Source organism: Neobacillus rhizophilus, from assembly GCF_018343535.1.
Taxonomy (GTDB): Bacteria; Bacillota; Bacilli; order Bacillales; family Cytobacillaceae; genus Neobacillus; species Neobacillus rhizophilus.
Window position 1 is genome coordinate 1264747 of the sequence record NZ_JAGYPF010000001.1, and the last position, 23916, is coordinate 1288662.

Here is a 23916-nt window from a genome sequence, read left to right on the forward strand (position 1 = left end):
TCCTGCTTTACTTGGTGTAAGGAAAGTGTAACGTTACTATACATGCCATTTTGCCGGTTGGACTTTGGTAAAATATATGTTTATTGGAATAAAGATAGAAGGTGTTCCGCACAATAATTGTTAGTTGGGACCTTCATATCAAAGAGAATCTCATGTGAATTTTCCCAGTCTTTTAATTAGCTTTTTGGGAGGGTTTTTTATGAAGAAGATTTTAGTGACAGCTGCCATTTTCTTATTATTAACGGGATGTAATACGAATCAAAAAAACGAGACAGCAAAAAATCAACAAAATAAATTAGTAAATGTAAAAAATAGCTACATAGAAAGTGTAGACCGAAAAACGGGTCAGGAAATATCAAAGCGGTTGGTGGAGCTGGCGACAAGTGTACCGAATGTAAATGATGCAACTGCCGTGGTAATAGGGCGTTACGCAATCGTTGGAATCGATGTAAATGCCAAAATTGACCGTTCTCAGGTGGGGACTATAAAATATTCCGTGGCAGAAAGCCTCAAAAAGGACCGCTATGGTGCCAATGCCATCGTTGTAGCAGATGCCGATACCACTGAGCGGCTCAAAGAAATTCAGGCAGATATAAACAATGGGCGTCCAATCCAAGGGATTATGGAGGAGCTGGCTGACGTTGCCGGGAGGTTAATGCCGGAAATACCTGGAGATTTAATAACCCCTAATCCGAAAAATGCAACGGAAGAACCCGATAAAAAGCTCCCTGCAAAACAAGAAAACCAGCTTGAAAAAGAGCAGGAAAAACAGTCTAATTATCATAAATGAGAAAAAAGCTTAGCTGTAGGCTAAGCTTTTCTTATTGCATCCATGACCTGCCTGTCCAATCTTTCAGCGGCATTTTTATCATAGGTTTTGTCATATTGGACTTCCTGAACAATTTTAGAGCCATAAAACATGACATCCCTTACTTCCTTAATTTTCACTTCAATAAGGGCCAGTTTTAACGGAACATCTTTCAGTCTTTCTTCTTTTAAATTAGCTTCTCCCTGGATGGAGTATGTAGACTCATTAGCAATTATATTAATCACGACATGATTATTTTTATTTATATTTTCGATGATTCTGGAACGGTTATCAACCGCAAAATAGATGATATTTTCATCTTTTGCAAGTACCCAGGATATTGCACTGACATTTGGTCCACCTGTTTCATAATCAACGGTAGCCAGCGTAACAAATCTTTCTTTTTGCAATTCCTCATATAATGGTTTAATTAATTTTGGTTCGACTTGATTGACCATTTCTATTTTCAACTCCCTTTTCTTCATGCTGTCTTAAAACAGATATTCCCATATTACTACTATCTCTTTTTTTCTTCAACTAATACACAGTTCCCCTACAGACAGCCTTGATACTATAGTATAATAAGTAGTAACCAAGAAATATAAAGAGGTGCAAAATGAGAGTTAAATGCGTGCTTTGTGATAAAATTGAAACGATTGATGACGAATCTCCAGAGGCAAAACGCTTAAGAAATCGTCCAATCCATACATATATGTGCGATCCATGTCAGGAACGTATAGCGAAAAAAACGAACGACCGGCTGGAAACCGGAAATTTCCGTTTTCTCAGGCCAAAATCAGATAGGGATGAATGGTAAAGAGGCTGACTTTTCGGGTCAGCCTCTTTTTTTAATCTGCAATAGGAAAGTTTTCGTATTTCTCTGGTTCTCTACTGATTTGATCCAGCATAACTTCAATTAATTCCCGTGGGAAGCGTGTTTTCTTACTATCTTCACCCTGCTGATAGGCAACATAATACATCATTTCATCGTGCGTAATTTCAACATTGCTAATAAGGTATTCATCCTTAAGCATTCGTTCGAAATGCTTTAGGGTATCTATCGCAGCCGTATCTTCCGGACGGGCATCACTAACTACTTTTATGGTAAGCCAATTATATAAAACATCCTGAACGGAATTCATCGTATCCCCCCATTACTTTGCTTCTGACTGCTGCTTTTTCGATTGATGCAGGCGGATTTTATATATTATTAAGATTAGCGCAGATACAGCTAACGCTTCGGCTACTGGCAATGCATAAGAAAGGATCAGCAAAACTAAGCATCCAATTACGAGACAGGTATAAATGACCACGTTTTTTAAAAGAGGCAGCTTCTTCGCATATCCTAATTTATAAACAACGACAGCTAAAATCACGATATATATAAACTGTAGCCAAACAGCCGTTTTAACATCTGTAAGCTGCATGAAAAATCTTAGAGTGGGGGAGAATCCTTCCATTTAAATTGCACTCCTTTTATTAACTCATTTCAGCATATTTTTTCTTTTTAGCCAAACGTTCCCGTTCGTTTTTATCTAAAATTTTCTTCCGCAAGCGGATTGATTGTGGAGTGACTTCACAAAATTCATCATCGTTTAAATACTCCAATGATTCCTCCAAGGTCAAGAGACGAGGTTTTTTAATAACAGAAGTCTGATCTTTATTAGCAGAACGAACGTTTGTTGCCTGCTTAACCTTCGTAATATTAACTGTAAGGTCATTTTCTCGGGTATGTTCCCCTACGATCATTCCTTCGTAAATTTCCGTTCCCGGCTCAACAAAAATGGTTCCGCGGTCTTCCACTTGCATTATACCATAAGTCGATGCTTTACCAGACTCCATTGAGACAAGAACACCTTGTCTTCTTCCGCCAACCTGACCCGTAGCCATTGGCTGGTAGCTGTCAAATGTATGATTGATGATTCCGTACCCTCTAGTCAGCGTCAAAAATTCTGTTGTGTAGCCAATTAAGCCGCGGGCAGGAACATTAAATATTAGCCGAACCTGACCTGTTCCATTATTAATCATATCAAGCATTTCACCTTTGCGAGCTCCAAGAGATTCCATGACAGAACCTGTATGCTCCTCAGGAACATCAATTTGTACCCTCTCGATTGGCTCACAGCGTACTCCATCAATTTCCTTAACAATAACTTCTGGTTTGGATACTTGAAGCTCATATCCTTCACGGCGCATGTTTTCAATTAAGATGGACAAATGCAGTTCTCCGCGTCCGGAAACAATCCAGGCATCCGGTGAATCCGTATTTTCAACACGTAAGCTGACGTCTGTTTGCAATTGAGCTTGAAGTCTTTCCTCAATCTTTCTGGATGTTAAATATTTGCCTTCACGGCCGGCAAATGGGCTGTTATTGACTGCAAAGGTCATCTGCAGGGTCGGTTCATCAATCCTTAGCACCGGCAGGGCTTCTTGATTTTCTACTGGACAGACGGTTTCCCCGACATTAATATCTTCCATACCAGAAACAGCCACTAAGTCACCGGCAACCGCTTCTTGAACTTCCTCGCGCTTTAATCCAAAGAAACCAAAAATTTTCGTTACTCTGAACTGTTTGACTGAGCCATCAAGCTTCATTAAAGCAACCTGTTGTCCAACCTTCATCGTTCCGCGGAAGACCCGGCCAATCCCAATTCTTCCAACATAGTCACTGTAATCTAGAAGGGCTACCTGAAATTGCAGGGGTTCATCCTTGTTATCGATTGGAGCAGGAATGTGTTCAATAATGGCTTCATATAATGACTGCATGTTTTCATCCTGTTTGTCTGGAGTCAAACTTGCTGTTCCATTGATGCCTGATGCATAAATGACAGGGAATTCTAATTGCTCCTCATTGGCATCCAATTCGATGAACAAGTCAATAACTTCATCTACAACCTCGGCTGGTCGAGCAAAGTCACGGTCGATTTTATTCACGACAACGATTGGAGTCAGATTTTGTTCCAACGCCTTTTTTAACACAAATCTTGTTTGCGGCATAGTGCCTTCATAGGCGTCCACCACGAGCAGAACACCATCGACCATTCTCATAATCCGCTCTACTTCCCCGCCGAAGTCAGCGTGTCCGGGAGTATCCAGGATGTTAATTCTCGTATCTTTATATTGAATAGCAGTATTTTTGGCAAGGATTGTAATGCCGCGCTCTCTTTCCAAATCATTGGAATCCATAGCTCGTTCCTCAACATGCTCATTTGAACGGAACGTTCCTGCCTGTTTTAATAACTGGTCCACCAAGGTGGTTTTTCCGTGGTCAACGTGTGCAATAATCGCAATGTTTCTTATATTATCTCTTTTTTTCAAAGAAGTTCCACTCCTGACTATTTTCGGGTAAAATCTATTTATAGTTTCATTTACAACTAAAACATTATACCATAATAGAAGTGGAAACCTAAAAGTATTTTTTTGTAAATGAAAAATAAAGTTTTGATAAAGGGGTAAAAATCATGAAAGAAGTGAAATGGCCGTTCCTCATTTATGCAATCCTTACCGCAGCAAGCATTATGGGAATAGGTATTGCAATAGCCGAAAAGAGCCTGCTAGGAATATTAGGATGTATTATTGCTGTTGTCGTTATAATGGGACTTGGTTTTAAAACAAAAAAGAAAATGCGCGAAAACGGAACATTATAAATGAAAACTCGCCGATTGGCGAGTCCGTGAGGACGGTTCATGAGGCGTAGTTAAATTTATACTTTCTTATTAGCGTAAAAAAGAGGCCGACCTTTAAGTCCGCCTCTTACCATTTTCCGTCCTTTAAATATTCTTGAAGAATCGTTTGATGCAGCCCCGGCTTGGCGACAAAAAGGGAGTCCTGTGTTAGGTAATCCAGCTTTTCTCCCCTTAAATTAGTGACAACTCCACCAAGCTCCTCGATAATCACAGCCCCTGCAGCATAATCCCATGGTGACAGACGCATAGAAATATACGCATCTACCCGTCCAGTAGCCACAAACACCATTTCTAAAGCCGCTGACCCATAAGATCTTGTCCCTCTTGCATCCCTAACTAATGGAATTAACAAATTATGATCAATTCGGTGATTTTTCATTACCCATGTTGCGTTCAAGGCAATAATGGACTTATTCACTGCAGTCTCGCTTAAATTCGCAATGGGAGTTTCATTCAAATAGGCTCCCTTGCCGGAGAAAGCATGGTACAATTCATCATGAACCACATCATAAACTAACCCAATTTTACCAACACCGTCTTCATAGACCCCGATAGAAATCGCAAAATTTCTTTGCTGATGAATAAAGTTCATCGTTCCATCGATTGGATCAATCATCCAGACGATTCCCTTAAGGCTGTCCAATTTATCTCCGAACCCTTCTTCTCCCATGATTTTATGATGAGGGTAAGCCTCTTTTATTTTTTTGATAAAAAATTGTTCTGTTTCTTTATCAATATTTGTTACCAAATCATTGGCATTTGATTTGGTTTGAATACTTAAGCGCTGATTAAAGGATTGCCGAATCCTCTCTCCTGCTTCGTTTACCCATTGTTTCGCCTGGGAATAAAGACTTTCCCATTTCATCCTTCTTCACTCCAATTTATCTTTATTTCTTGTGAGCTTTCGATGTATGTAGTATGAGATACGGAAAAAATTTCATGTATCTATAGCTTAATCAAAGATAAGCCAATCATCAACTTTTAGCCGCCTTTATTGCTCTTATTAGCGTTTTTCCCAACACAATAATAAACGAACTCCCCCGTCCATATTGGAGTTCGTTTAGAGCATGAAAACTTTTCGTTTCATTCTATTTTGTATCCCCTTAAATTATTAATACAAATTTATTTTTAAAAAGCTTTTAGCCGCATTAATTCTAAACGGATTCTTTCAAGCTTCTGTTTGCATTCTTTGATTTTTTTCTCGTCTTTTTCTTCAATCGCTTCAAATAAAACTGCTAATTCATAGTCCATTTCCAATCTTAGAACCGCTGCTTTTTGCTTTTCGCCAACTTTTTTAAGTGATGTATTCATCAACTGCTTCACCTTTTCTCCTCCCCTATCGATTCATTTTGGATTATTTTTTTACTGTATAATATGAGGCATTTTGAAATGTTGGAACAAATATGTGCTTTAACCCAGAATGCTATTCATTTCATGTCTGTTAAGGCATTATGCTACAATGTTTGGGGAATTGCTTGTAGGAGGTATAGGGATGGATTTTAAAGGATTTACTGAAGAAGATTTTAATGTGTTTTTGGTCGAAGGATTGGAGAATAGAATGGAAGCCTTAAAAACCTCCATTCGTCCTAAATTAGAGCAATTGGGCCATCACTTCACCCCAGCCTTGAATGTATTAACAGGAGATGAAATGTTTGTTCATATTGCCAAACATGCAAGGCGGACAGTTAATCCGCCAAAGGATACCTGGGTGGCTTTCGCCAATAATCCGCGCGGCTATAAAATGCTGCCACATTTTCAAATCGGCTTGTGGCATACCCACTTATTTATTTGGTTTGCGGTTATTTATGAAGCTCCACAAAAGGAAGTAATCGCAGCTCGCCTGTCAAAAAAATTGACCAAAATATATAAAGAAATACCAAAAGAATTTGCGTGGTCCGCTGATCATACGAAGCCTGATACTTTATCACACAGGGAAATGTCAAAGGAAGAATTAAAGGGGCTTATCGACCGCTTACAAACAATAAAAAAAGCAGAACTATTATGCGGCTATACAATAGAGCGAGAAGCTGCTATTGCGCTTGGCTCTGAAGGCTTGATAAACGAAATCGAAAATGTTTTTCAAAAAGTTGCGCCGATTTATAAAATTGCTTGTAATTTAAAATAAAAGAGACAGTTGCTGTCTCTCTTGGGCTGTCGAAAAACTTACGATAGCCTTTTATTATACTTATTTTTTTAATAATTCACACCTTAATTGTTAAGACATAATGAATATATAAGCTTTTCAACAGGTGTATTCATTAAAGACCTTCAACTTACAAAATAAGAAAAGATGATATAGGACAAGGGTAGGAAGCCAAATGGAAAATGTCCAATAAAAGGCTTCTTAAAGACAAAACAGGTGTGGCTTTGAGTGTAGGAGGCTTCTAATGGACAAAACGGGTGGTTTTTCATATGAAAATGTCCAATAAAACACTTCTATTGGACAAAACGGGTGGTTTTTCATATGAAAATGTCCAATAAAACACTTCTATTGGACAAAACGGGTGGTACTTGGTGTTAAATTGTTCAATAGAAGGCTCTTCTAACTGCCTGCCAAAAATATAAAAATATTGCAACACACTTAGCAAGGTTAGAAAAAGGTGTGTTGCAATCTTTTAGATAGATTTGCCCCCCTGTTGGTTGGAGCCGAGGGCACTCGACTCCTGCGGGATATAGAGGTCACTGGAGACCCCGCAGGCGCTTTCAGCGCCGAGGAGGCTCCAGGACCTCCCCGCGGAAAGCGAGTGCCCGGAGCGGAAATCAACAGGCAGGTTAGCAGGGACAAGCACAATTTAGGTTTAAACAAAAAATAAAAAATTGCCGAGAAAAATACACTTTCTCGACAATCTGAGGAGACAGTTGCTGTCTCCTTTGTTTATTTCATCGTAATCCGGTCACCGGGAGAAGCTTCTTTTGCTTTTTTTATGGCCCGATAGGATGAATATCCGCTGATTTCTTCAAATTCACCGCAAATGGTCTTTTCCTCTGCTTTACTTGGGACAATTTCCTTAAATCTCCGGTAGACGGACATCAACTGGTCGCGTTCAATTCCGGATTCATACGCTTTTTCAATGGCTTCAAAGAAATGAACGACATCGACAATCTCCTCTGTCGACCATCTGTAGTCTATTGGATACTGATATTCCATGTGATCACCTGCTGTTTTCTCTTTTGTATTGTTTCTTATTCTTTCCACTTCCGGCGAATTTGTTCAGCTTCAAGGATAATCCGATCAAAAAGCTCGGCAGTAGACGGTACGTCTTTAATAAGTCCCATGACCTGGCCCGCCCACGCGAAGCCTTCATCGACTTCACCATTATAAATGTACCGTTGATTAGCTTTTCCACTAATAAAATCCTTAAGCTCTTCATAACCGCCATGATTCTTTTCAATTTCAAGAATTTTATCTGTCCATGTGTTCGCAATTGCTCTTGCTGGTGCGCCGAGCGAGCGCTTAATCACCACTGTATCAGTTTCAGTGCCTTCAATCAATGCATTTTTATACACATCATTAGCATGAACACATTCCTTAGTGGCAATAAAACGAGTACCCATCTCTATTCCTTCAGCACCTAAACTGAGTGCAGCCATTAGCCCTCTGCCGTCACCTATTCCGCCCGAAGCAATAACAGGTATTGACACTGAATCGACAACCTGAGGAATTAACACCATGGTACCTAGATCATCACGGCCAAGATGCCCTCCACCTTCCTGACCAACTACCATTACGGCATCAGCGCCAAGTTCCTCCGCCTTCACTGCCTGCCTTCTTGCAGCAACAAGGACAAGCTTTTTAATGGTTGTACCCTGTAATTGTTCAAAAATAGGAGCCGGATTTCCGCCAGTCATAGAAATAACAGGTACCTCTTCATCAATAGCAACCTGCAAAAAGTCAGCAAAAGGCCTTCCGGTTTGTCCGATGGCAAAATTCACTCCAAAAGGATTATCGGTTAATTCTCTAACCTTCTTAATTTCTTCTCTAAGAAGTTCAGGACTTGCCAAGGACATGGCCGTAATTTGCCCAAGGCCGCCACTATTGGATACGGCTGCGGCTAAATCAGAATAAGCTAAATACGCAAGCCCGCCTTGAATAATTGGATAGCGGATATTTAATATTTCCGTTACTCGTGTCTGCCAATTCATTTTAAAAATCACTCCTTAATTAGTCGTTATTTGTTATTTCGTTTCAAACGGGTAAATTTCCTTTTCTTTTGGGAAACTAAATTTTATAAATCCATTCGGATAAAAATTTACAGAATTCCTATGCAGACCACATATTTAATGCTATAATTCAATTTGTTTTTTTGAATTTATTTATAAGAGATCTTTAATAAGAGGTGTGTATAAATTGTCCCAAAATCAAACACCGCTCTTTAGCGGTTTATTAGCACATGCCAATAGAAATCCAATTCAATTTCATATACCTGGACATAAAAAAGGAGCCGGTATGGATCCGGAATTCCGAGAGTTCATTGGTGAGAATGCTCTTTCCATTGACTTAATCAATATTGGACCACTTGATGACCTGCATTCACCTAAAGGAATGATCAAGCAGGCCCAGGAATTGGCGGCAGAAGCTTTTGGTGCCGACCATACTTTCTTTTCCGTCCAAGGTACCAGCGGAGCCATTATGACAATGGTTATGGCAGTTTGCGGCCCTGGAGATAAAATCATTGTGCCACGAAATGTCCATAAATCAGTCATGTCAGGGATTGTCTTTTCAGGTGCAATTCCTGTATTTATCCATCCGGAAATTGACATGGAGCTGGGGATTTCCCATGGCATTACACCGGAATCAGTAGAAAAAGCACTTGAACAGCACCCTGATGCTAAAGGGGTATTAGTCATTAACCCTACTTACTTTGGAGTTTCCGCCGACTTAAAAAGAATCGTGGAAATTGCCCACTCTTATGAAGTGCCTGTCCTTGTAGACGAGGCCCATGGAGTTCATATTCATTTCCATGAAGACCTTCCAATATCAGCCATGCAGGCAGGTGCGGATATGGCTGCAACAAGCGTTCATAAGCTTGGCGGTTCGATGACGCAAAGCTCCATTTTAAATGTTAAAGAAGGTCTTGTTTCGGTTAAACATGTTCAATCCATTCTCAGCATGCTGACGACAACATCCACTTCTTATTTATTATTGGCTTCGCTGGATGTTGCCAGGAAACAGCTGGTGATGAAAGGAAGAGAATTAATTGACAGAACGATTCGCCTTTCGCAGTCCATCCGTCAAAGAGTGAACGAAATTGAACATCTTTATTGCCCTGGTGAAGAAATTTTAGATTCCAAAGCCATATTTGATTATGACCCGACAAAACTGATTATTTCCGTCAAAGATTTAGGGCTTACGGGCTATGAAGTAGAAAATTGGCTCCGGGAAAAGCACAATATTGAAGTGGAAATGTCTGATCTTTACAATATCCTCTGTATAATTACTTTAGGAGATACGGAAAATGAAGGGGATCTTTTAGTAACCGCATTAAGGGAGCTTTCTAAAGAGTATGAGCATCGTTCTGAAAAGATTGAGCCTGTTGAGGTTCTCCTTCCGGAAATTCCTTTACTTGCCTTAACTCCGAGGGATGCGTTTTACTCTGAAACGGAAGTAGTTGCACTTGAGGAATCTGAGGGCAGAATAATTGCTGAATTCATTATGGTGTATCCTCCAGGAATCCCAATTTTTATTCCTGGTGAGATTATTACGAAAGAAAACCTCCACTATATAAAGAAAAACCTGGAGGCCGGACTGCCTGTTCAAGGACCTGAGGACGATGAACTGAAAACAATCCGGGTTATTAAAGAATATAAGGCAATTCAATAGCAAATAAAAAATACAGGATTCCTAATGGAATCCTGTTTATTTTTAAGTAAATTATATTTATTTTACTTCTTTTTCCCCATGGCTTTCGCAGCAGCAGCCGCATTTTGAATAGAGAACCGTAACTTTTTCATCTTCAAAATGATCAATTGTTGAATTACAAGTTTGGCATACAATAGTACCCATGCTTATTAGTCCCCTTTTTTATGGAATTATCACTAAATTGAAAGCGATTTACTATCCTTGAAATCATAATAATATATCACATTAAAAATTTCAAGCCTAATTGTATGTCACATTTAAAATTAATAATTTAAATAGGAGTTAAAAATGTCCCAATAACAAACATTTTAGCTTCGAACTGGACAAATAAAGAAAAGTTTATAAATATTCCTATTTAAGTTGTCATTATTTTTTATTCAATGCTAGAATAAAAGAGGTGATATTACAGGTATATAAGGGGGATAATGATGGCTTTAAATGCATATATAAAGCTCGTGCCTTCATCAGCGAAGCAAACGATTACAATCGAAGAAGTAAAGGATTTATTTCACTACTATAAAGACATTACAAGCAAAACAGGCGATCAGCTGAATTGGCAATTTGAGGATGCAGCACTACCTTATGAGATAAAAGAAACGTCTGAAGGAAAAGGAAACTGGTTTTATTTACATTCTGACCATGAGCGTTACTTTGCCATTTTAATAGGTGTTGATAAAGAAACTGTCAAAACAGAAGAAGGCGGGGAATATGAGCAGACATATATTCAGGTTACCTTGCCGGAACAATCTACATACGGAGATAAAGGAAAAGCAAATGAATTTTGCAAATTCCTGGCCAAAAAACTTCAAGGAGAATTGCACCTCTTTAACGAAAGAATTATGTATTTTTACCCAAGAAAATAAGCTCCCATCGGGAGCTTTTTTTAATGTATATAACGTGCCATGGTGTAATGGATTGATGTATAGACCACTAGGCTTAATGTGGTAATAAAAAGTGTCTTACGGAAAGAATTGGTGATTTTGTTGCCGATAATGAAAGCCAAATAAAAAAAGACGAAAAACATAATAACTTTAAATAGAAGCTGATCATGTTTTGACAGCCATTCGATTAATGTATAGCCACTCCAAATAATAAATTGCAGCATCATGACGATATAAACCCTCATCTTTGTCACCACGCAGTTACATTTATTAAAATAATTATATTATAGGAACAGCAAATTATTTGTAAAACTTTGCAATACTAACTACAAATATTTGATTTCCCCCATAAAAAAAGTCCCTTTCGTGTTTATGCACAAAAGGGACTCTTTTTTATTATTTAAGGATGTGAATTGGACTTCCTAGAGCTACTTCCGCTGCTTCCATAGTGATTTCACCAAGGGTTGGATGGGCATGAATGGTCATAGCCAAATCTTCTGCAGTCATCCCTGCTTCAATCGCAAGGCCAAGCTCAGCAATCATATCAGAAGCGTTTGCACCGGCAATTTGTGCACCGATTACAAGGCCGTCTTCTTTCCGAGTAACTAATCGTAAGAAACCATCACTTGAGTCAAGCGATAGAGCACGGCCATTTGCTGCAAATGGGAACTTAGCAACCGTTACTTCCATTCCTTCTTCCTTCGCCTGCGCCTCAGTATATCCAACTGCAGCCAACTCAGGCTCAGAGAAGACAACGGCTGGAATTCCTAAATAATCAATTTCAGACGGATGTCCCGAAATTGCCTCCGCCGCAATTTTAGCCTCATATGATGCCTTGTGGGCTAATTGAGGGCCTGCCACGACATCACCGATAGCGTAAATATTACTAATATTAGTTCGGCATTGTTTATCGATTTCGATCAATCCGCGGTCTGATAATTTCACCCCGGCTTGTTCAAGACCCATTTCATCAGTATTAGGACGTCGTCCAACCATGACGAAAACATAATCAGCTTCGATTTTCTTTTCTTCACCTTTTGTTTCAAAGGTTACCACGACGCCGTTTTCTGTCTCTTCCACACCTTTAGCTAAGGCTTTCGTATAAAACTCCGCACCTTTTTTCTTCATGTTGCGCTTAACTAAGGCCGCCATTTGCTTATCAAAAACGCCAATTCCTAAAATTTCCTCGGCACCTTCCAAAATCGTCACCTGACTGCCAAAGTTTGCATAAGCACCGCCAAGTTCAATCCCGATAACACCGCCGCCAATCACGACAATTTTCTCAGGAATTTCGTTTAGATTAAGGGCACCAGTCGAATTTAGAACACGCTTTGAATATTTAAATGCCGGCAGTTCAATAGGACGGGAACCAGTTGCAATAATAGCATTATTAAAAGTATAAGTTTGAGCAGAATCTTCATTGATTACACGAAGGGTATTAGCATCCACAAAGTATGCTTCTCCGCGTACAATGTTCACTTTATTCCCTTTTAATAAGCCCTCTACACCGCCGGTTAATTTTTTAACGATACCAGCTTTAAATTCTTGAACTTTCGAGAAGTCAACCTTTACATTTTCAGCTGTAATCCCGAAGCCCTCGGAATGAAGCGCAGTTTCATAACGATGACCTGCGGCGATTAAAGCTTTTGAAGGAATACAGCCGACATTTAAACATACTCCGCCTACATATTCCTTTTCTACAATTGTTACCTTTTGTCCTAGTTGAGCCGCACGAATAGCTGCCACATACCCGCCAGGACCAGAGCCGATGACTATAGTTTCTGTTTCAATCGGAAAATCTCCAACTACCATTTTTCTTACGCCTCCATTAACAATAGTTCTGGATCGTTCAACAATCGCTTGATATGATTTAGTGCATTCTGAGCAGTTGCACCGTCAATCATGCGATGGTCGAAGCTTAAGCTGATGGCTAATACAGGGGCTGCAACGATTTCGCCATTTCTGACAATCGGTTTCTCGGCAATACGGCCAATTCCTAAAATAGCCACTTCAGGATGGTTAATGACTGGAGTAAACCATTGTCCTCCAGCAGAACCGATATTGCTGATTGTGCATGAGCCGCCTTTCATTTCATCAGGAGCTAGCTTTCCGCTTCTAGCCTTGTCAGCCAATTCATTAATTTCTTGAGAGATTGAGAAAACTGATTTACGGTCTGCATCCTTAACAACCGGAACTAATAGACCTTTTTCAGTATCAGCAGCAATGCCAATATTGAAGTAGTGCTTATGAACAATTTCCCCGGCAGCATCGTCAATCGATGTATTTAAAACAGGGTATTCACGCAATGCACTTGTTAAAGCTTTTACGACATATGGAAGGAAGGTTAACTTGATGCCTTTCTGGGCAGCAACTTCCTTGAATTTTTTACGGTGGGCAACAAGCTTTGTTACATCCACTTCATCCATTAATGTAACATGTGGAGCAGTATGTTTGGAATTGACCATCGCTTTCGCAATTGCTTTGCGGATTCCGCTTAACTTCTCGCGAGTTTCCGGATATTGCCCTTGCGGAATTTGTGCAGCAGCTTTAGGCGCTTCAACCGTTTCAGCAGCTTCAGTTGCAGGTGCTGCTGCTTGAGGTGCCGCTGCTTGTGCACCACCGTTTAAGAATGAATCAATATCTTCTTTTAGAACCCGGCCATTTTTCCCTGACCCAGCCACTAAACTGATTTCTACACCTTTATCACGTGAATATTTACGAACAGATGGCATAGCAATAATGCGTCTATTAGGATCCACATCAGCCTGCGGTTGTGCCGCTGCAGCTTCTTGAGGCTGTGCAGCAGGCTGAGATGGCGCTTCTACAGGTTTTGTATCTGGAGAAGGTGCCGGCTGAGGAGCTGCTTGTGCTTCTGGCTGCGGCTGTTCTTCCGCATGGTCTCCTTTAAATTGTAAGTCTTCATAACCCGGTGCATCAAAAGTCACCAGAACTTGTCCTACTGTTGCTACCGTTCCTTCACCAATTAATACTTCAAGTACTGTTCCTTCAACAGGGGAAGGAATTTCAACTACAGCTTTATCGTTTTGAATTTCACAAAGGACATCATCTTCTTTTACCTGATCTCCAGGTTTGATGAACCATTTAACAATTTCCCCTTCGTGAATACCTTCACCGATGTCAGGCATTTTAAATTGAAATGACACTGGTATTCATCCTCCTATTTCGCTTGTGGTTTGCTTTTAGTATCAAGGGCAATAGGGAAACAGTTAAGCCCTATTTCCCTTTTCATTAAAATGTTAATACTTTTTTAGCTGTTTCAATTACGTCTTTGTAATTTGGAAGCCAAACAGACTCGGCTTGTGAGAAAGGATAAATAGTATCCGGTGCAGCCACGCGCAGAACTGGTGCTTCTAGGCTTAAAATTGCACGGTCATTGATTTCAGCCACTACATTGGCAGCAACACCGGCCATTTTTTGTGCTTCTTGAACGACAATCGCACGGCCCGTTTTTTCAACAGATGCAATAATAGTGTCGATATCAAGTGGGCTGATTGTACGCAAGTCGATTACTTCAACAGAATGTCCTTCCTTCGCTAACTCATCTGCCGCTTTTAAAGATTCGTGCACCATTGCACCATAAGTAATAATAGATAAATCAGTACCTTCACGTTTTACATCAGCTTTACCAAGTGGAATAGTATACTCTTCCTCTGGCACCTCTTGGCGGAAAGCACGATAAAGCTTCAAATGCTCAAGGAAAATGACAGGGTCATTATCACGGATTGCTGAAAGCAATAATCCTTTTGCATCATACGGCGTAGATGGGACAACGACTTTTAACCCTGGTGTTTGCGCCATCAAACCTTCTAAGCTATCGGAATGCAGCTCAGGCGTGTGGACACCGCCGCCAAATGGAGAACGAACAGTAATCGGCATATGATAACGACCGCCTGAACGGTAGCGCATACGTGACATTTGCCCTGCAATAGAATCCATTACCTCAAATATGAAGCCAAAGAATTGAATCTCAGGGATTGGGCGGAATCCTGTCATAGCAAGACCAATTGCTAGTCCGCCAATTCCTGATTCGGCAAGAGGAGTGTCAAATACACGATCTTCACTAAATTCTTTTTGAAGGCCTTCTGTCGCCCGGAATACACCGCCGTTTACGCCAACGTCTTCGCCGAATACTAACGTTTTAGGGTCATTTTTCAACTCCGTACGAAGTGCATCAGTAATTGCTTGAATCATTGTCATTTGAGCCATGACTTACTTCGACTCCTTTGCTTGATAAATTTCATTTTGTTCTTTTAAATTAACCGGCATTTCCTCAAACATGATGGATAATAAATCGGTAACCTTTTGTTTAGGAGCCGAATCCGCCTTTTTAATTGCCTCTTTAATATCTTCTTTTGCTTGTTCAATTACTTCATTTTCTTTTTCTTCACTCCATAAGCCTTTCTTCTCAAGGAATTTACGGAAACGGACAAGCGGATCTTTCTTTTCCCATTCATTATCAAGGTCAGCAGTACGGTAACGGGTTGGATCGTCACCAGCCATCGTATGTGGTCCATAACGATAGGTTAACGTTTCAATTAAGGTAGGTCCTTCGCCATTGATGGCACGGTCGCGAGCATCTTTTACGGCAGCATATACTGCAAGCGGGTCCATTCCATCGACTTGGATACCAGGGATTCCAGCAGCCATCGCTTTCTGGGCAATTGTTTTAGCCGCAGATTGCTTTTCAACTGGAGTGGAAATCGCAAATCGGTTGTTTTGAACTATGAAAATAGCTGGCGCCTTGAATGCACCTGCAAAGTTAATACCTTCATAGAAGTCTCCTTGGGACGCGCCGCCATCACCTGTATAGGTAATCGCTACTGCCTTCGTGCCGTTCTTTTTAAGTCCTAATGCCACACCTGCTGTCTGCACATATTGGGCACCAATAATAATTTGTGGAGATAAAACATTAACTCCCTCAGGAATTTGGTTGCCATGAAAATGTCCACGTGAAAACAGGAATGCTTGGTAAAGCGGCAGTCCGTGCCAAATTAACTGAGGAACATCCCGATATCCAGGTAAAATAAAATCTTCTTTCTCAAGAGCAAATTGTGATGCCAACTGGGACGCTTCCTGTCCTGCTGTCGGTGCATAGAAACCCAAACGGCCCTGACGATTTAGGGAAATGGATCTCTGGTCTAAAATTCTTGTGTACACCATCCGCCGCATAAGTTCCTGCAGCTGCTCGTCTGTTAATTCTGGCATTGCGCCTTCATTAACAACTTCCCCTTCTTCATTTAAGATTTGGAATGTTTTAAACTGTTCTTCTGCTGCTTGGAGTGACTTAACTGCATCCAACGGCATATTTTTGGTTTGAGAAGCCATCGTGGTCACATCTTCCTTTCATTATTTAAATACTTATTATTAAAATAAAATCCACTACGTTAGGTTACCCAAAAAAGCAAGAAAATAGGGTATTCCAAATTTTTTCAAGTAAAAATCATGAACCTAACTGCCACATATAATCTGTATTAATATTTCCAATAGAAAATATTAATACAACATATCATTCCATAACCGAGTTTACACCATCCAATCTGAAGCGTCAAATCCTTTACACCATAATTTTTCACCACATCCATATTATTTATTTTTCGCCCAGACTAATAACCTGTATTAATTTATAATCCTAATCTGTTATATAAAAAACATCATTTATCTGGAGTTGTTATAATATAGAAAAAAGCCAGCCTTGTTTTTCGGCTGACTTTCTATAATGTCATTTATTAGATGATTTTATTCCTGCCTGTTTATAGAACGAAAGCTTTGTCGCATTGTATTCCTCTGTTAACTTATTAAAACTTTCGTTTGCTGCAAGAACGTTTTTATACGTCTCATTTACTTTCATAACTTGGGCTTCCAGAGCATCTAGCGGGAGCTCTTTGTTTTTAAACATTTCATACAATTCTTTATCATTTTTTAATGCCTCGGAATAATTACTGTATAAGACATCATGCGCCCTATATCTTTGCATCATAATATCATACAGTTCATTTGCAAATTTTTTTTGTTCCGGGTCTTTTAACTGATCCTTTATTTTTTTTACCTTTTGAAATTCTTTTTCAGACTCTTTTAAGCTGTTTGTTTCTTTTTCCAAAAGCTCTTTTCTTTTATCCGCAGAGTCTAATGCCTCATCGGATAGCTTAACAATTTGCTCATATTCCTTCATTCCTAGTTTTATGATTTGGTCATATAGGGCTTTTTCTTTCTTTTCCAGAGAAACGAGTGGTTCCTGTTGTTCTTCAAACCCTTTCTCTTTTGCTACAACCTTTTCTAGGACATCATACATTTCCTTCGTGGGATCTTTTTCATTTGTGCAGCCCGATAATATCAAAATAAGAGCGAAAATAAACAGAACATACCGTTTTCTTTTCATCATAAAGCACCTTACTTTCCTTCTTATCACCCTCTACTATATCTTTACTTTGTTTATTTGACAACATACCCTTTTGTCGAGAAGTAAAGAACCATCACCGTTAACAAATCCCAAAATGTTTGATAGACTAATGAGTACAATAATTTTATTCGAACATAGGAGTGAAGGTTTATGTTAACGATGGATGATATCATTCGTGATGGACATCCCACTTTAAGGATGGCAGCAGCAGAAGTTTCCATGCCGCCAAGTAATGAGGATAAACAGATTCTTTCGAGTCTGTTAGAATATGTTATCAACAGCCAGGACCCTGAAATAGCGCAAAAATATGGTCTGCGGCCTGGGATAGGACTTGCAGCACCGCAAATAAATGTATCCAAACGGATGATTGCTGTTCACTGCACCGATGACAAGGGACAGCTTATCAGCTATGCTCTATTTAACCCCAAAATCATCAGTCATTCGGTTGAAAAGGCCTATTTACAAACAGGCGAAGGCTGTCTATCGGTTGATGAATCGATTCCGGGCTTTGTGCCGAGGTATGCCCGTGTCACTGTAAAAGGAACAAGTCTAACTGGCGAGGAAATTAAAATCCGCTTAAAAGGTTTGCCTGCTATTTGTTTTCAACATGAAATCGACCATTTAAATGGGATTATGTTTTATGATCATATTGATAAAAAGGACCCTTTAAAGCCAATTGAAGGGGCCAGCGCGATTGAACGATGATGAGGCTGTTTTAAGGACAGCCTTTTTTTATGTTTGCTTCCCCCCTTATTCCATGTTTATCCATGAAAAAATTCAGCCATTTCACCATATAATAATAGTAAAAAAAGGCTCTTTCAAAAAATTTCAATTATCTGCCATCACCACCTTTACATTGGACAAGGATTGTTTAAAATAAGAAGTAAGGAGATGATCCACTATGTTAAAGAAGCTAAGGAAGAAGCTTTTAAAACAGTGGAAAGAATTACTCAGAAAAAAATCGATTGCCTAAACTTTTCGAGCCCTTCAAAGTTGCGAAGGGCTCCTTCGTTATTGTAAATTAAATAAAAACTCGCCGGATTGCGAGTCCGTTAGGACGGTTAATGAGGCGTAGTTGAATTTATGCGTTAAGAAAGTATAAAATTCGGGGAAATTTTACACTTTCTTATTAGCTATTAAAACATGCATTTTTACATACATTTCATAATGAAACTAAGTTTTCCACTGAAAATAATGAAAAAGATGAAAATGTTTTATATAATAGAAAAAGTCATGATGAATTAAGGAGCGAGAATAATGATATTTAAGGTCTACTATCAAGAAAGCATTAGCGAAGTCCCAGTTAGAGAAAATACAAAAACCCTTTTCGTTGAAAGTGAATCAAAACGGAATGTTCTTTCAAAAATTGCGGAACGGAAATTTAATGTTGAATATGTTCAAGAGGTAAAAGGAGCCTATTTAGAATATGAGCAGCAAAACGAAAACTTTAAAGTATTGGAGATATGATAATTTATGAAATTTGTAAAAAACGATCAAGCAGCTGTTTTTGCCCTGGGGGGATTGGGTGAAATAGGCAAAAACACATACGGGGTACAATTCCAAGATGAAATTATCTTAATTGATGCTGGAATTAAATTTCCCGAGGATGAATTATTAGGAATAGATTATGTCATTCCTGATTACAGTTATTTAGTTAAAAATGAAGACAAAATTAAGGGCTTATTCGTCACCCACGGCCACGAAGACCACATAGGCGGCATTCCTTATTTATTGCGCGAAGTCAATATTCCGATTTATGGAGGGAAGCTGGCACTTGGGTTAATTAAAAATAAGCTGGAAGAGCATGGTCTATTGCGGAATGCTAAATTAATCGAAATCAAAGAAGATGATGTGATTAAGTTCCGGAAAACATCGGTTACCTTTTTCCGGACAACCCATAGTATCCCAGATTCATATGGCATTGTCGTAAAAACGCCTCCGGGCCAGATCGTCCACACAGGTGATTTTAAATTTGATTTCACACCAGTCGGAGAACCAGCAAATTTAACAAAAATGGCGGAAATCGGCAAAGAAGGCGTGCTTTGTTTATTATCTGATAGTACCAATAGTGAAATTCCTGATTTCACTATGTCGGAACGCCGGGTTGGTGAAAGCATCGATGATATTTTCCGCAAGGTAGACGGACGAATCATTTTTGCCACTTTTGCTTCCAATATTCATAGACTTCAGCAGGTAACAGAAGCAGCCGTTACATACGGCCGCAAAATTGCTGTATTTGGACGGAGCATGGAAGCAGCGATTAATATCGGTCTTGATTTAGGCTATATTAGGGCACCGAAAGAAACCTTTGTTGATGCTGGTCAGATTAATCGCCTGCCGGCTGATAAAGTAACCATCCTTTGCACAGGAAGCCAAGGAGAGCCAATGGCTGCGTTATCGAGAATCGCTAACGGCACACATAGACAAATTCAAATTATTCCTGGTGATACTGTGGTCTTTTCCTCATCTCCTATTCCAGGAAATACTATTAGTGTCTCAAGAACGATTAATATGTTGTTTAGAGCGGGCGCCGAGGTAATCCATGGTAAATTAAGTAATATTCACACATCCGGTCATGGCGGACAAGAAGAACAAAAGTTAATGCTCCGATTAATCAAGCCGAAATTCTTTATGCCTATTCATGGCGAATATAGGATGCAAAAAATGCATGCTAAACTTGCCGTCGATTGCGGCGTGCTAGAAGAAAATTGCTTCATTATGGACAATGGCGAAGTCCTTGCTTTATCAGAAAATACAGCCCAGGTTGCCGGAAAGATTCCATCTGGGAATGTATATATTGATGGAAGCGGTGTGGGTGATATTGGCAATATCGTTTTAAGAGACAGAAGAATTTTATCTGAAGAGGGCTTAGTAGTAGTTGTTGTCAGCATCAACATGAAGGAATTTAAAATTGCTTCCGGTCCAGATTTAATTTCACGAGGATTTGTTTATATGCGTGAGTCTGGGGACCTAATCAATGATGCACAAAATTTAATTACCAAGCATCTTAACAAGATAATGGAGCGAAAAACAAGCCAATGGTCAGAAATTAAAAATGAAATTACCGATACGCTGGCTCCATTCCTATATGAAAAAACGAAGAGAAGACCAATGATTTTACCTATTATTATGGAAGTATAAAAAAAGGAACCGCTAGCGGTTCCTCAAGGCTATCGAAAAACTTTCGATAGCCTTTTATTATGCTCCTTTTTTAAAAATCCACCGCGGTTTCAACAAGTCTGTTGATTAGCGCTCCAGGCACTTCGCTTTCCGCGGGCGTGCCGTGGAGCCTCCTCGTCGCTACGCTCCTGCGGGGTCTCCCCTGCCCCGTACTCCCGCAGGAGTCTTCGTGCCTTCCGCACTAATCAACAGGTGTTTTACATACAGACCATCACCTACAATAAATATAAAATAAGTGACGAATTAAATGTTGTGCCAATAGAGAATTGCCAAAGTGAAAAAGATCTGTTTCTATTTATAAATGGGTTCTAAACTAACACCGTTTTTTGCTTGATGGACAAAGATATTGAATTCTTTTTTTCCTTGTAAAATTGTTCCTTTTTATAGTAAGAATATTGGCCACCAATCTGATTCCTCTTCTTTTTTAAGATGATGGTTATAGGGTATTTTTTTGTTTTTCGTGTGTTGGAATCAATTTGGTCGAATTGCATCCTTTTGATTGGAGTGGAGGGCACTCGACTCCTGCGGGAAATAGAGGTCGCTGGAGACCCGCAGGCGCTTTCAGCGCCGAGGAGGCTCCAGGACCTCCCCGTGGAAAGCGAGTACCCGGAACGGAAATCAACAGGCCTAGTTGCAGTCACAATAAATATAGATTTTGACCAAATAAAAAATTGCCGAGAAAAATAGCCTTTCTCGACAAATAGTGGAACAGCTTGGCCGGTTCCCTTTTTTTAGCTAATAAGAAATTCAACTACGTCTCTGTCTTCGTCCTAACGGACTCGCCAATCGACGAGTTTTCATTTATTCCATCACTTTATGTTCAAATCGGTCTATATCATTGTCGGTGCCAATCACGATCAAAACGTCATTGACATTGATCATCTCTCCTGCTTGAGGAGAAACAATAATGTCCTCTCCCCTTTTGATGGCCACTATATTCAAACCGTATTTTTTCCGGATATCCAGATCCATAATGGTATGGCCGCCAATTTTACCGTTTGCAACGATTTCGACGATGCTATGTTCATCCGATAACTCAAGATAATCAACAACATTACTTGAGGTCATATTATGGGCGATTCTCCGTCCCATATCCCTTTCAGGATGAACAACATGATCTGCGCCGATTTTTCTTAAAACCTTTTCGTGATAATCATTCTGCGCCTTTGCGGTTACGCGGCTCACTCCTAATTCTTTTAGAATTAAAGTGGTTAAAATACTTGATTGAATATCATCGCCAATAGCGACAATGACATGGTCAAAATTACGAATTCCTAAACTTTTTAAAACTGTTTCATCGGTTGAGTCGCCGACAACGGCATGTGATGCAATCATCGAAAATTCATTTACCCGTTCCTCGTTTACGTCAATTGCCAATACTTCCATTCCCTCATCTGTTAAGGTCCGGCAGATACTGCCGCCAAATCGTCCAAGACCAATAACAGCAAAACTTTTCTTCACAAATAATTCCCCCAGGAAATTCAATTAGTTAACTGGTATCATTTTAACATCCATCATAATTTTTATATAGAGCGAGATTTCAGCGATTTAATCACGGTTTCTCTGCTGCTTTCTTTTTTTATAAATAACTATGCCCGCTGCTGCTAATATGATAAATAGTATTATTATCGGCATATTGCCAAAAATAAAAACGACCAACCCGGAAAAGAAGGATAACAAAAGATTGGTACTCTTCATAAACTGTTTTTTCGTTTTTTCCCAAGTATTTAGTTTGTCCTTTTCAATATCAGGAACAATAATTTTATTTTCATAGAGAGCAATATTTACTGTTGAGAAAGATGTTTGATTTTCGAGATATTTCATTTTTCCTTCGATTGTTTCGATTTCCTCTTGAACAGCCGCTAAATCTGCAGAGATTTTTAAAAGGTCTTCTGTCTTAACTGCCCCATTCATAAAGGAAAGAAGACGTTCCTCCACGACCCGTTTGGATTTTAGCCTTGACTCAAGGTCGACATATTCCTCGGTTACATCCTGCCCGATAATATTCCGCTGGAACACTTCAACTGCTTGCCCCTCTGCATCGTGCAAAAAATCCTGGAAATGTTTTTGCGGGATTCTTATCTTCATATGTCCGCTGATTTGTTCTTTTCCTGCTTTTGCAACATTGGACTCAGCAATATAGCCGCCATATTGGGCGACTTTTTCTTCAAAAGTCCGAACAGTCCGGTCAAATTTCTTTACACGGAGTTCTAGGTCTGCTTGATAGATGACCATTTTACTTTGAACCTCTAAGCTGACCGTTTCAGAAGCCTTATTTGCGGTTGATTTGTCACTAGCAGATAAGGAGGGTTTCTCAGCATTGTCCGAACCTGCAGAATCCATTTGTGCCATGTTTTCCACATTCATTTTCCCACTTTCACTTCTGCTATTGTTCGAGCTGCAGCCAGTCAGTATAACCATCAATGTCATAATAAAAATAATGAAAAGTTGTATTCCATTTTTCATATCTTAAGACACCCCTTTTTTATAAAATAGTCCATTTAATACACTGACGATTTTATAAGGGTATGGTTACATCATTTCCTTCTGATAAAAAATAAAATACGGCGCGTGATTAAAACAGCTTCACAAGATTTATTCTGTTTTCTCTATCTCACCCAACACCCGGTTAATGCGTTTTTCGAGCATTTTTATGCCGCTGCCTCCGGCTTGGAAATGGCGGAGCTTGCCTTTTTTGTCAAACACATAGTAGGCAGGAACATATTTATTTTCAAAGGCAGCTGTCAATTTATGTTCGCTGTCGACAAAAGTCGGCTGGGTGACGCCATGTTCAGCCGCTGCCTGTTTGATATCTTGAATATTTAAATCATTCTCTGACCTTGGCATATGAATTGAGACAACATTCAATTTGTCCTTGTATTGGTCGCGAAATTGATTAATCCGCGGCATGTCTTCTTTACAAAGATGACAGCTGATGGACCAAAAATGAAATAGGGTCGGCTTTTCACCAACTAACTCATCCTTGGTTACCTGACCATTTAGCCATTCAACCGCTCCCACTAACTCGGGCATTTCCTCCCTTAGCTTCATCTCTTTTCCCTCCTATGAAATAGACCTAACAC

27 protein-coding genes are annotated in these 23916 nt (G+C 39.6%); 9 read left to right on the plus strand and 18 right to left on the minus strand.

The features are described from left to right. The first annotated feature begins 199 nt into the window (after positions 1-199). Entirely contained in the window at positions 200-790 is a 591-nt protein-coding gene (locus tag KHA99_RS05890) for a YhcN/YlaJ family sporulation lipoprotein (protein ID WP_213116465.1), read from the plus strand. A gap of 20 nt (positions 791-810) precedes the next feature. Here the strand turns inward: KHA99_RS05890 and KHA99_RS05895 are convergent, their stop codons facing one another. Next, the gene (locus tag KHA99_RS05895; protein WP_213116466.1) at positions 811-1266 is read right to left on the minus strand and encodes a pyridoxamine 5'-phosphate oxidase family protein; all 456 of its coding nucleotides are present in this window, start codon (positions 1264-1266) and stop codon (positions 811-813) included. A gap of 158 nt (positions 1267-1424) precedes the next feature. On the opposite strand from KHA99_RS05895, the gene KHA99_RS05900 reads away from it, so the two are divergent. Next, positions 1425-1625, plus strand: a complete 201-nt coding sequence (locus tag KHA99_RS05900; protein ID WP_213116467.1) for a YlaI family protein — start codon at positions 1425-1427, stop codon at positions 1623-1625. Between the two features lie 31 nt (positions 1626-1656). Here KHA99_RS05900 and KHA99_RS05905 read toward each other — a convergent pair whose 3' ends face one another. Genes KHA99_RS05905 through typA form a run of 3 tightly spaced genes read right to left on the minus strand, consistent with a single transcriptional unit; the run spans position 1657 to position 4126 of the window. Beyond that, a complete protein-coding gene (locus KHA99_RS05905) occupies positions 1657-1950 on the minus strand; it encodes a hypothetical protein (RefSeq protein ID WP_213116468.1) in 294 nt (97 codons plus the stop codon). 12 nt (positions 1951-1962) lie between these two features. Further along, a complete protein-coding gene (locus tag KHA99_RS05910; protein ID WP_213116469.1) occupies positions 1963-2268 on the minus strand; it encodes a YlaH-like family protein in 306 nt (101 codons plus the stop codon). A gap of 19 nt (positions 2269-2287) precedes the next feature. Continuing rightward, positions 2288-4126, minus strand: a complete 1839-nt coding sequence (gene typA, locus KHA99_RS05915) for a translational GTPase TypA (protein ID WP_213116470.1) — start codon at positions 4124-4126, stop codon at positions 2288-2290. A 143-nt stretch (positions 4127-4269) separates the two neighbouring features. On the opposite strand from typA, the gene KHA99_RS05920 reads away from it, so the two are divergent. Continuing rightward, on the plus strand, positions 4270-4455 hold the full coding sequence (locus KHA99_RS05920; protein ID WP_213116471.1) for a YlaF family protein: 186 nt from the start codon (positions 4270-4272) through the stop codon (positions 4453-4455). A gap of 106 nt (positions 4456-4561) precedes the next feature. Here KHA99_RS05920 and KHA99_RS05925 read toward each other — a convergent pair whose 3' ends face one another. Together KHA99_RS05925 and KHA99_RS05930 are read right to left on the minus strand one after the other, a co-directional pair. Beyond that, complete coding sequence (locus KHA99_RS05925) at positions 4562-5359, minus strand: inositol monophosphatase family protein (protein WP_213116472.1); 798 nt, start codon at positions 5357-5359, stop codon at positions 4562-4564. 263 nt (positions 5360-5622) lie between these two features. Next, the gene (locus KHA99_RS05930) at positions 5623-5817 is read right to left on the minus strand and encodes a YkzI domain-containing protein (protein ID WP_213116473.1); all 195 of its coding nucleotides are present in this window, start codon (positions 5815-5817) and stop codon (positions 5623-5625) included. Between the two features lie 169 nt (positions 5818-5986). Here KHA99_RS05930 and KHA99_RS05935 point away from each other — a divergent pair, with 169 nt between their 5' ends. After that, on the plus strand, positions 5987-6619 hold the full coding sequence (locus KHA99_RS05935) for a YktB family protein (protein WP_213116474.1): 633 nt from the start codon (positions 5987-5989) through the stop codon (positions 6617-6619). Between the two features lie 750 nt (positions 6620-7369). Here the strand turns inward: KHA99_RS05935 and KHA99_RS05940 are convergent. Beyond that, complete coding sequence (locus KHA99_RS05940; protein WP_213116475.1) at positions 7370-7642, minus strand: UPF0223 family protein; 273 nt, start codon at positions 7640-7642, stop codon at positions 7370-7372. 35 nt (positions 7643-7677) lie between these two features. Next, positions 7678-8637 carry an NAD(P)H-dependent flavin oxidoreductase gene (locus KHA99_RS05945; RefSeq protein WP_213116476.1) on the minus strand — a complete coding sequence of 320 codons (960 nt, stop codon included), beginning with the start codon at positions 8635-8637 and terminating at the stop codon, positions 7678-7680. A gap of 205 nt (positions 8638-8842) precedes the next feature. Here KHA99_RS05945 and KHA99_RS05950 point away from each other — a divergent pair, with 205 nt between their 5' ends. After that, entirely contained in the window at positions 8843-10315 is a 1473-nt protein-coding gene (locus KHA99_RS05950; RefSeq protein WP_213116477.1) for an aminotransferase class I/II-fold pyridoxal phosphate-dependent enzyme, read from the plus strand. Between the two features lie 57 nt (positions 10316-10372). Here the strand turns inward: KHA99_RS05950 and KHA99_RS05955 are convergent, their stop codons facing one another. Next, positions 10373-10498 (minus strand): GapA-binding peptide SR1P, encoded by a 126-nt coding sequence (locus tag KHA99_RS05955; RefSeq protein ID WP_213116478.1) that lies wholly within the window; start codon positions 10496-10498, stop codon positions 10373-10375. A gap of 284 nt (positions 10499-10782) precedes the next feature. Here KHA99_RS05955 and KHA99_RS05960 point away from each other — a divergent pair, with 284 nt between their 5' ends. Continuing rightward, positions 10783-11217 carry a DUF1885 family protein gene (locus KHA99_RS05960; RefSeq protein WP_213116479.1) on the plus strand — a complete coding sequence of 145 codons (435 nt, stop codon included), beginning with the start codon at positions 10783-10785 and terminating at the stop codon, positions 11215-11217. A 20-nt stretch (positions 11218-11237) separates the two neighbouring features. Here KHA99_RS05960 and KHA99_RS05965 read toward each other — a convergent pair whose 3' ends face one another. From KHA99_RS05965 to KHA99_RS05990, 6 genes are all read right to left on the minus strand, one after another. Next, a complete protein-coding gene (locus KHA99_RS05965) occupies positions 11238-11480 on the minus strand; it encodes a hypothetical protein (RefSeq protein WP_213116480.1) in 243 nt (80 codons plus the stop codon). Positions 11481-11631: 151 nt separating this feature from the next. After that, complete coding sequence (gene lpdA / locus KHA99_RS05970; protein ID WP_213116481.1) at positions 11632-13047, minus strand: dihydrolipoyl dehydrogenase; 1416 nt, start codon at positions 13045-13047, stop codon at positions 11632-11634. Positions 13048-13052: 5 nt separating this feature from the next. Further along, complete coding sequence (locus tag KHA99_RS05975) at positions 13053-14399, minus strand: dihydrolipoamide acetyltransferase family protein (protein ID WP_213116482.1); 1347 nt, start codon at positions 14397-14399, stop codon at positions 13053-13055. 85 nt (positions 14400-14484) lie between these two features. After that, positions 14485-15462: an alpha-ketoacid dehydrogenase subunit beta gene (locus KHA99_RS05980; RefSeq protein WP_213116483.1), complete on the minus strand. Its 978-nt coding sequence runs from the start codon at positions 15460-15462 to the stop codon at positions 14485-14487. A 3-nt stretch (positions 15463-15465) separates the two neighbouring features. Then, the gene (pdhA, locus tag KHA99_RS05985; protein WP_213116484.1) at positions 15466-16581 is read right to left on the minus strand and encodes a pyruvate dehydrogenase (acetyl-transferring) E1 component subunit alpha; all 1116 of its coding nucleotides are present in this window, start codon (positions 16579-16581) and stop codon (positions 15466-15468) included. Between the two features lie 394 nt (positions 16582-16975). Further along, on the minus strand, positions 16976-17632 hold the full coding sequence (locus KHA99_RS05990) for a YkyA family protein (protein WP_307851989.1): 657 nt from the start codon (positions 17630-17632) through the stop codon (positions 16976-16978). A gap of 171 nt (positions 17633-17803) precedes the next feature. Between KHA99_RS05990 and def the strand changes: the two genes are divergently transcribed. The 3 genes from def (at position 17804) to rnjA (ending at position 20794) form a co-directional block, all read left to right on the plus strand. Continuing rightward, positions 17804-18358, plus strand: a complete 555-nt coding sequence (gene def, locus KHA99_RS05995) for a peptide deformylase (protein ID WP_213116486.1) — start codon at positions 17804-17806, stop codon at positions 18356-18358. Positions 18359-18910: 552 nt separating this feature from the next. Further along, positions 18911-19120 (plus strand): DNA-dependent RNA polymerase subunit epsilon, encoded by a 210-nt coding sequence (locus tag KHA99_RS06000; RefSeq protein ID WP_213116487.1) that lies wholly within the window; start codon positions 18911-18913, stop codon positions 19118-19120. Positions 19121-19126: 6 nt separating this feature from the next. Then, positions 19127-20794 carry a ribonuclease J1 gene (gene rnjA / locus KHA99_RS06005; RefSeq protein ID WP_213116488.1) on the plus strand — a complete coding sequence of 556 codons (1668 nt, stop codon included), beginning with the start codon at positions 19127-19129 and terminating at the stop codon, positions 20792-20794. A gap of 840 nt (positions 20795-21634) precedes the next feature. Here rnjA and KHA99_RS06010 read toward each other — a convergent pair. The 3 genes from KHA99_RS06010 to KHA99_RS06020 all read right to left on the minus strand — a co-directional run bounded on the left by KHA99_RS06010 (position 21635) and on the right by KHA99_RS06020 (position 23884). After that, positions 21635-22294: a potassium channel family protein gene (locus KHA99_RS06010; RefSeq protein WP_213116489.1), complete on the minus strand. Its 660-nt coding sequence runs from the start codon at positions 22292-22294 to the stop codon at positions 21635-21637. 87 nt (positions 22295-22381) lie between these two features. After that, positions 22382-23299, minus strand: a complete 918-nt coding sequence (locus KHA99_RS06015; protein ID WP_213116490.1) for a DUF4349 domain-containing protein — start codon at positions 23297-23299, stop codon at positions 22382-22384. A gap of 129 nt (positions 23300-23428) precedes the next feature. Next, positions 23429-23884 carry a TlpA family protein disulfide reductase gene (locus KHA99_RS06020; protein ID WP_213116491.1) on the minus strand — a complete coding sequence of 152 codons (456 nt, stop codon included), beginning with the start codon at positions 23882-23884 and terminating at the stop codon, positions 23429-23431. Between the last annotated feature and the right edge of the window lie 32 nt (positions 23885-23916).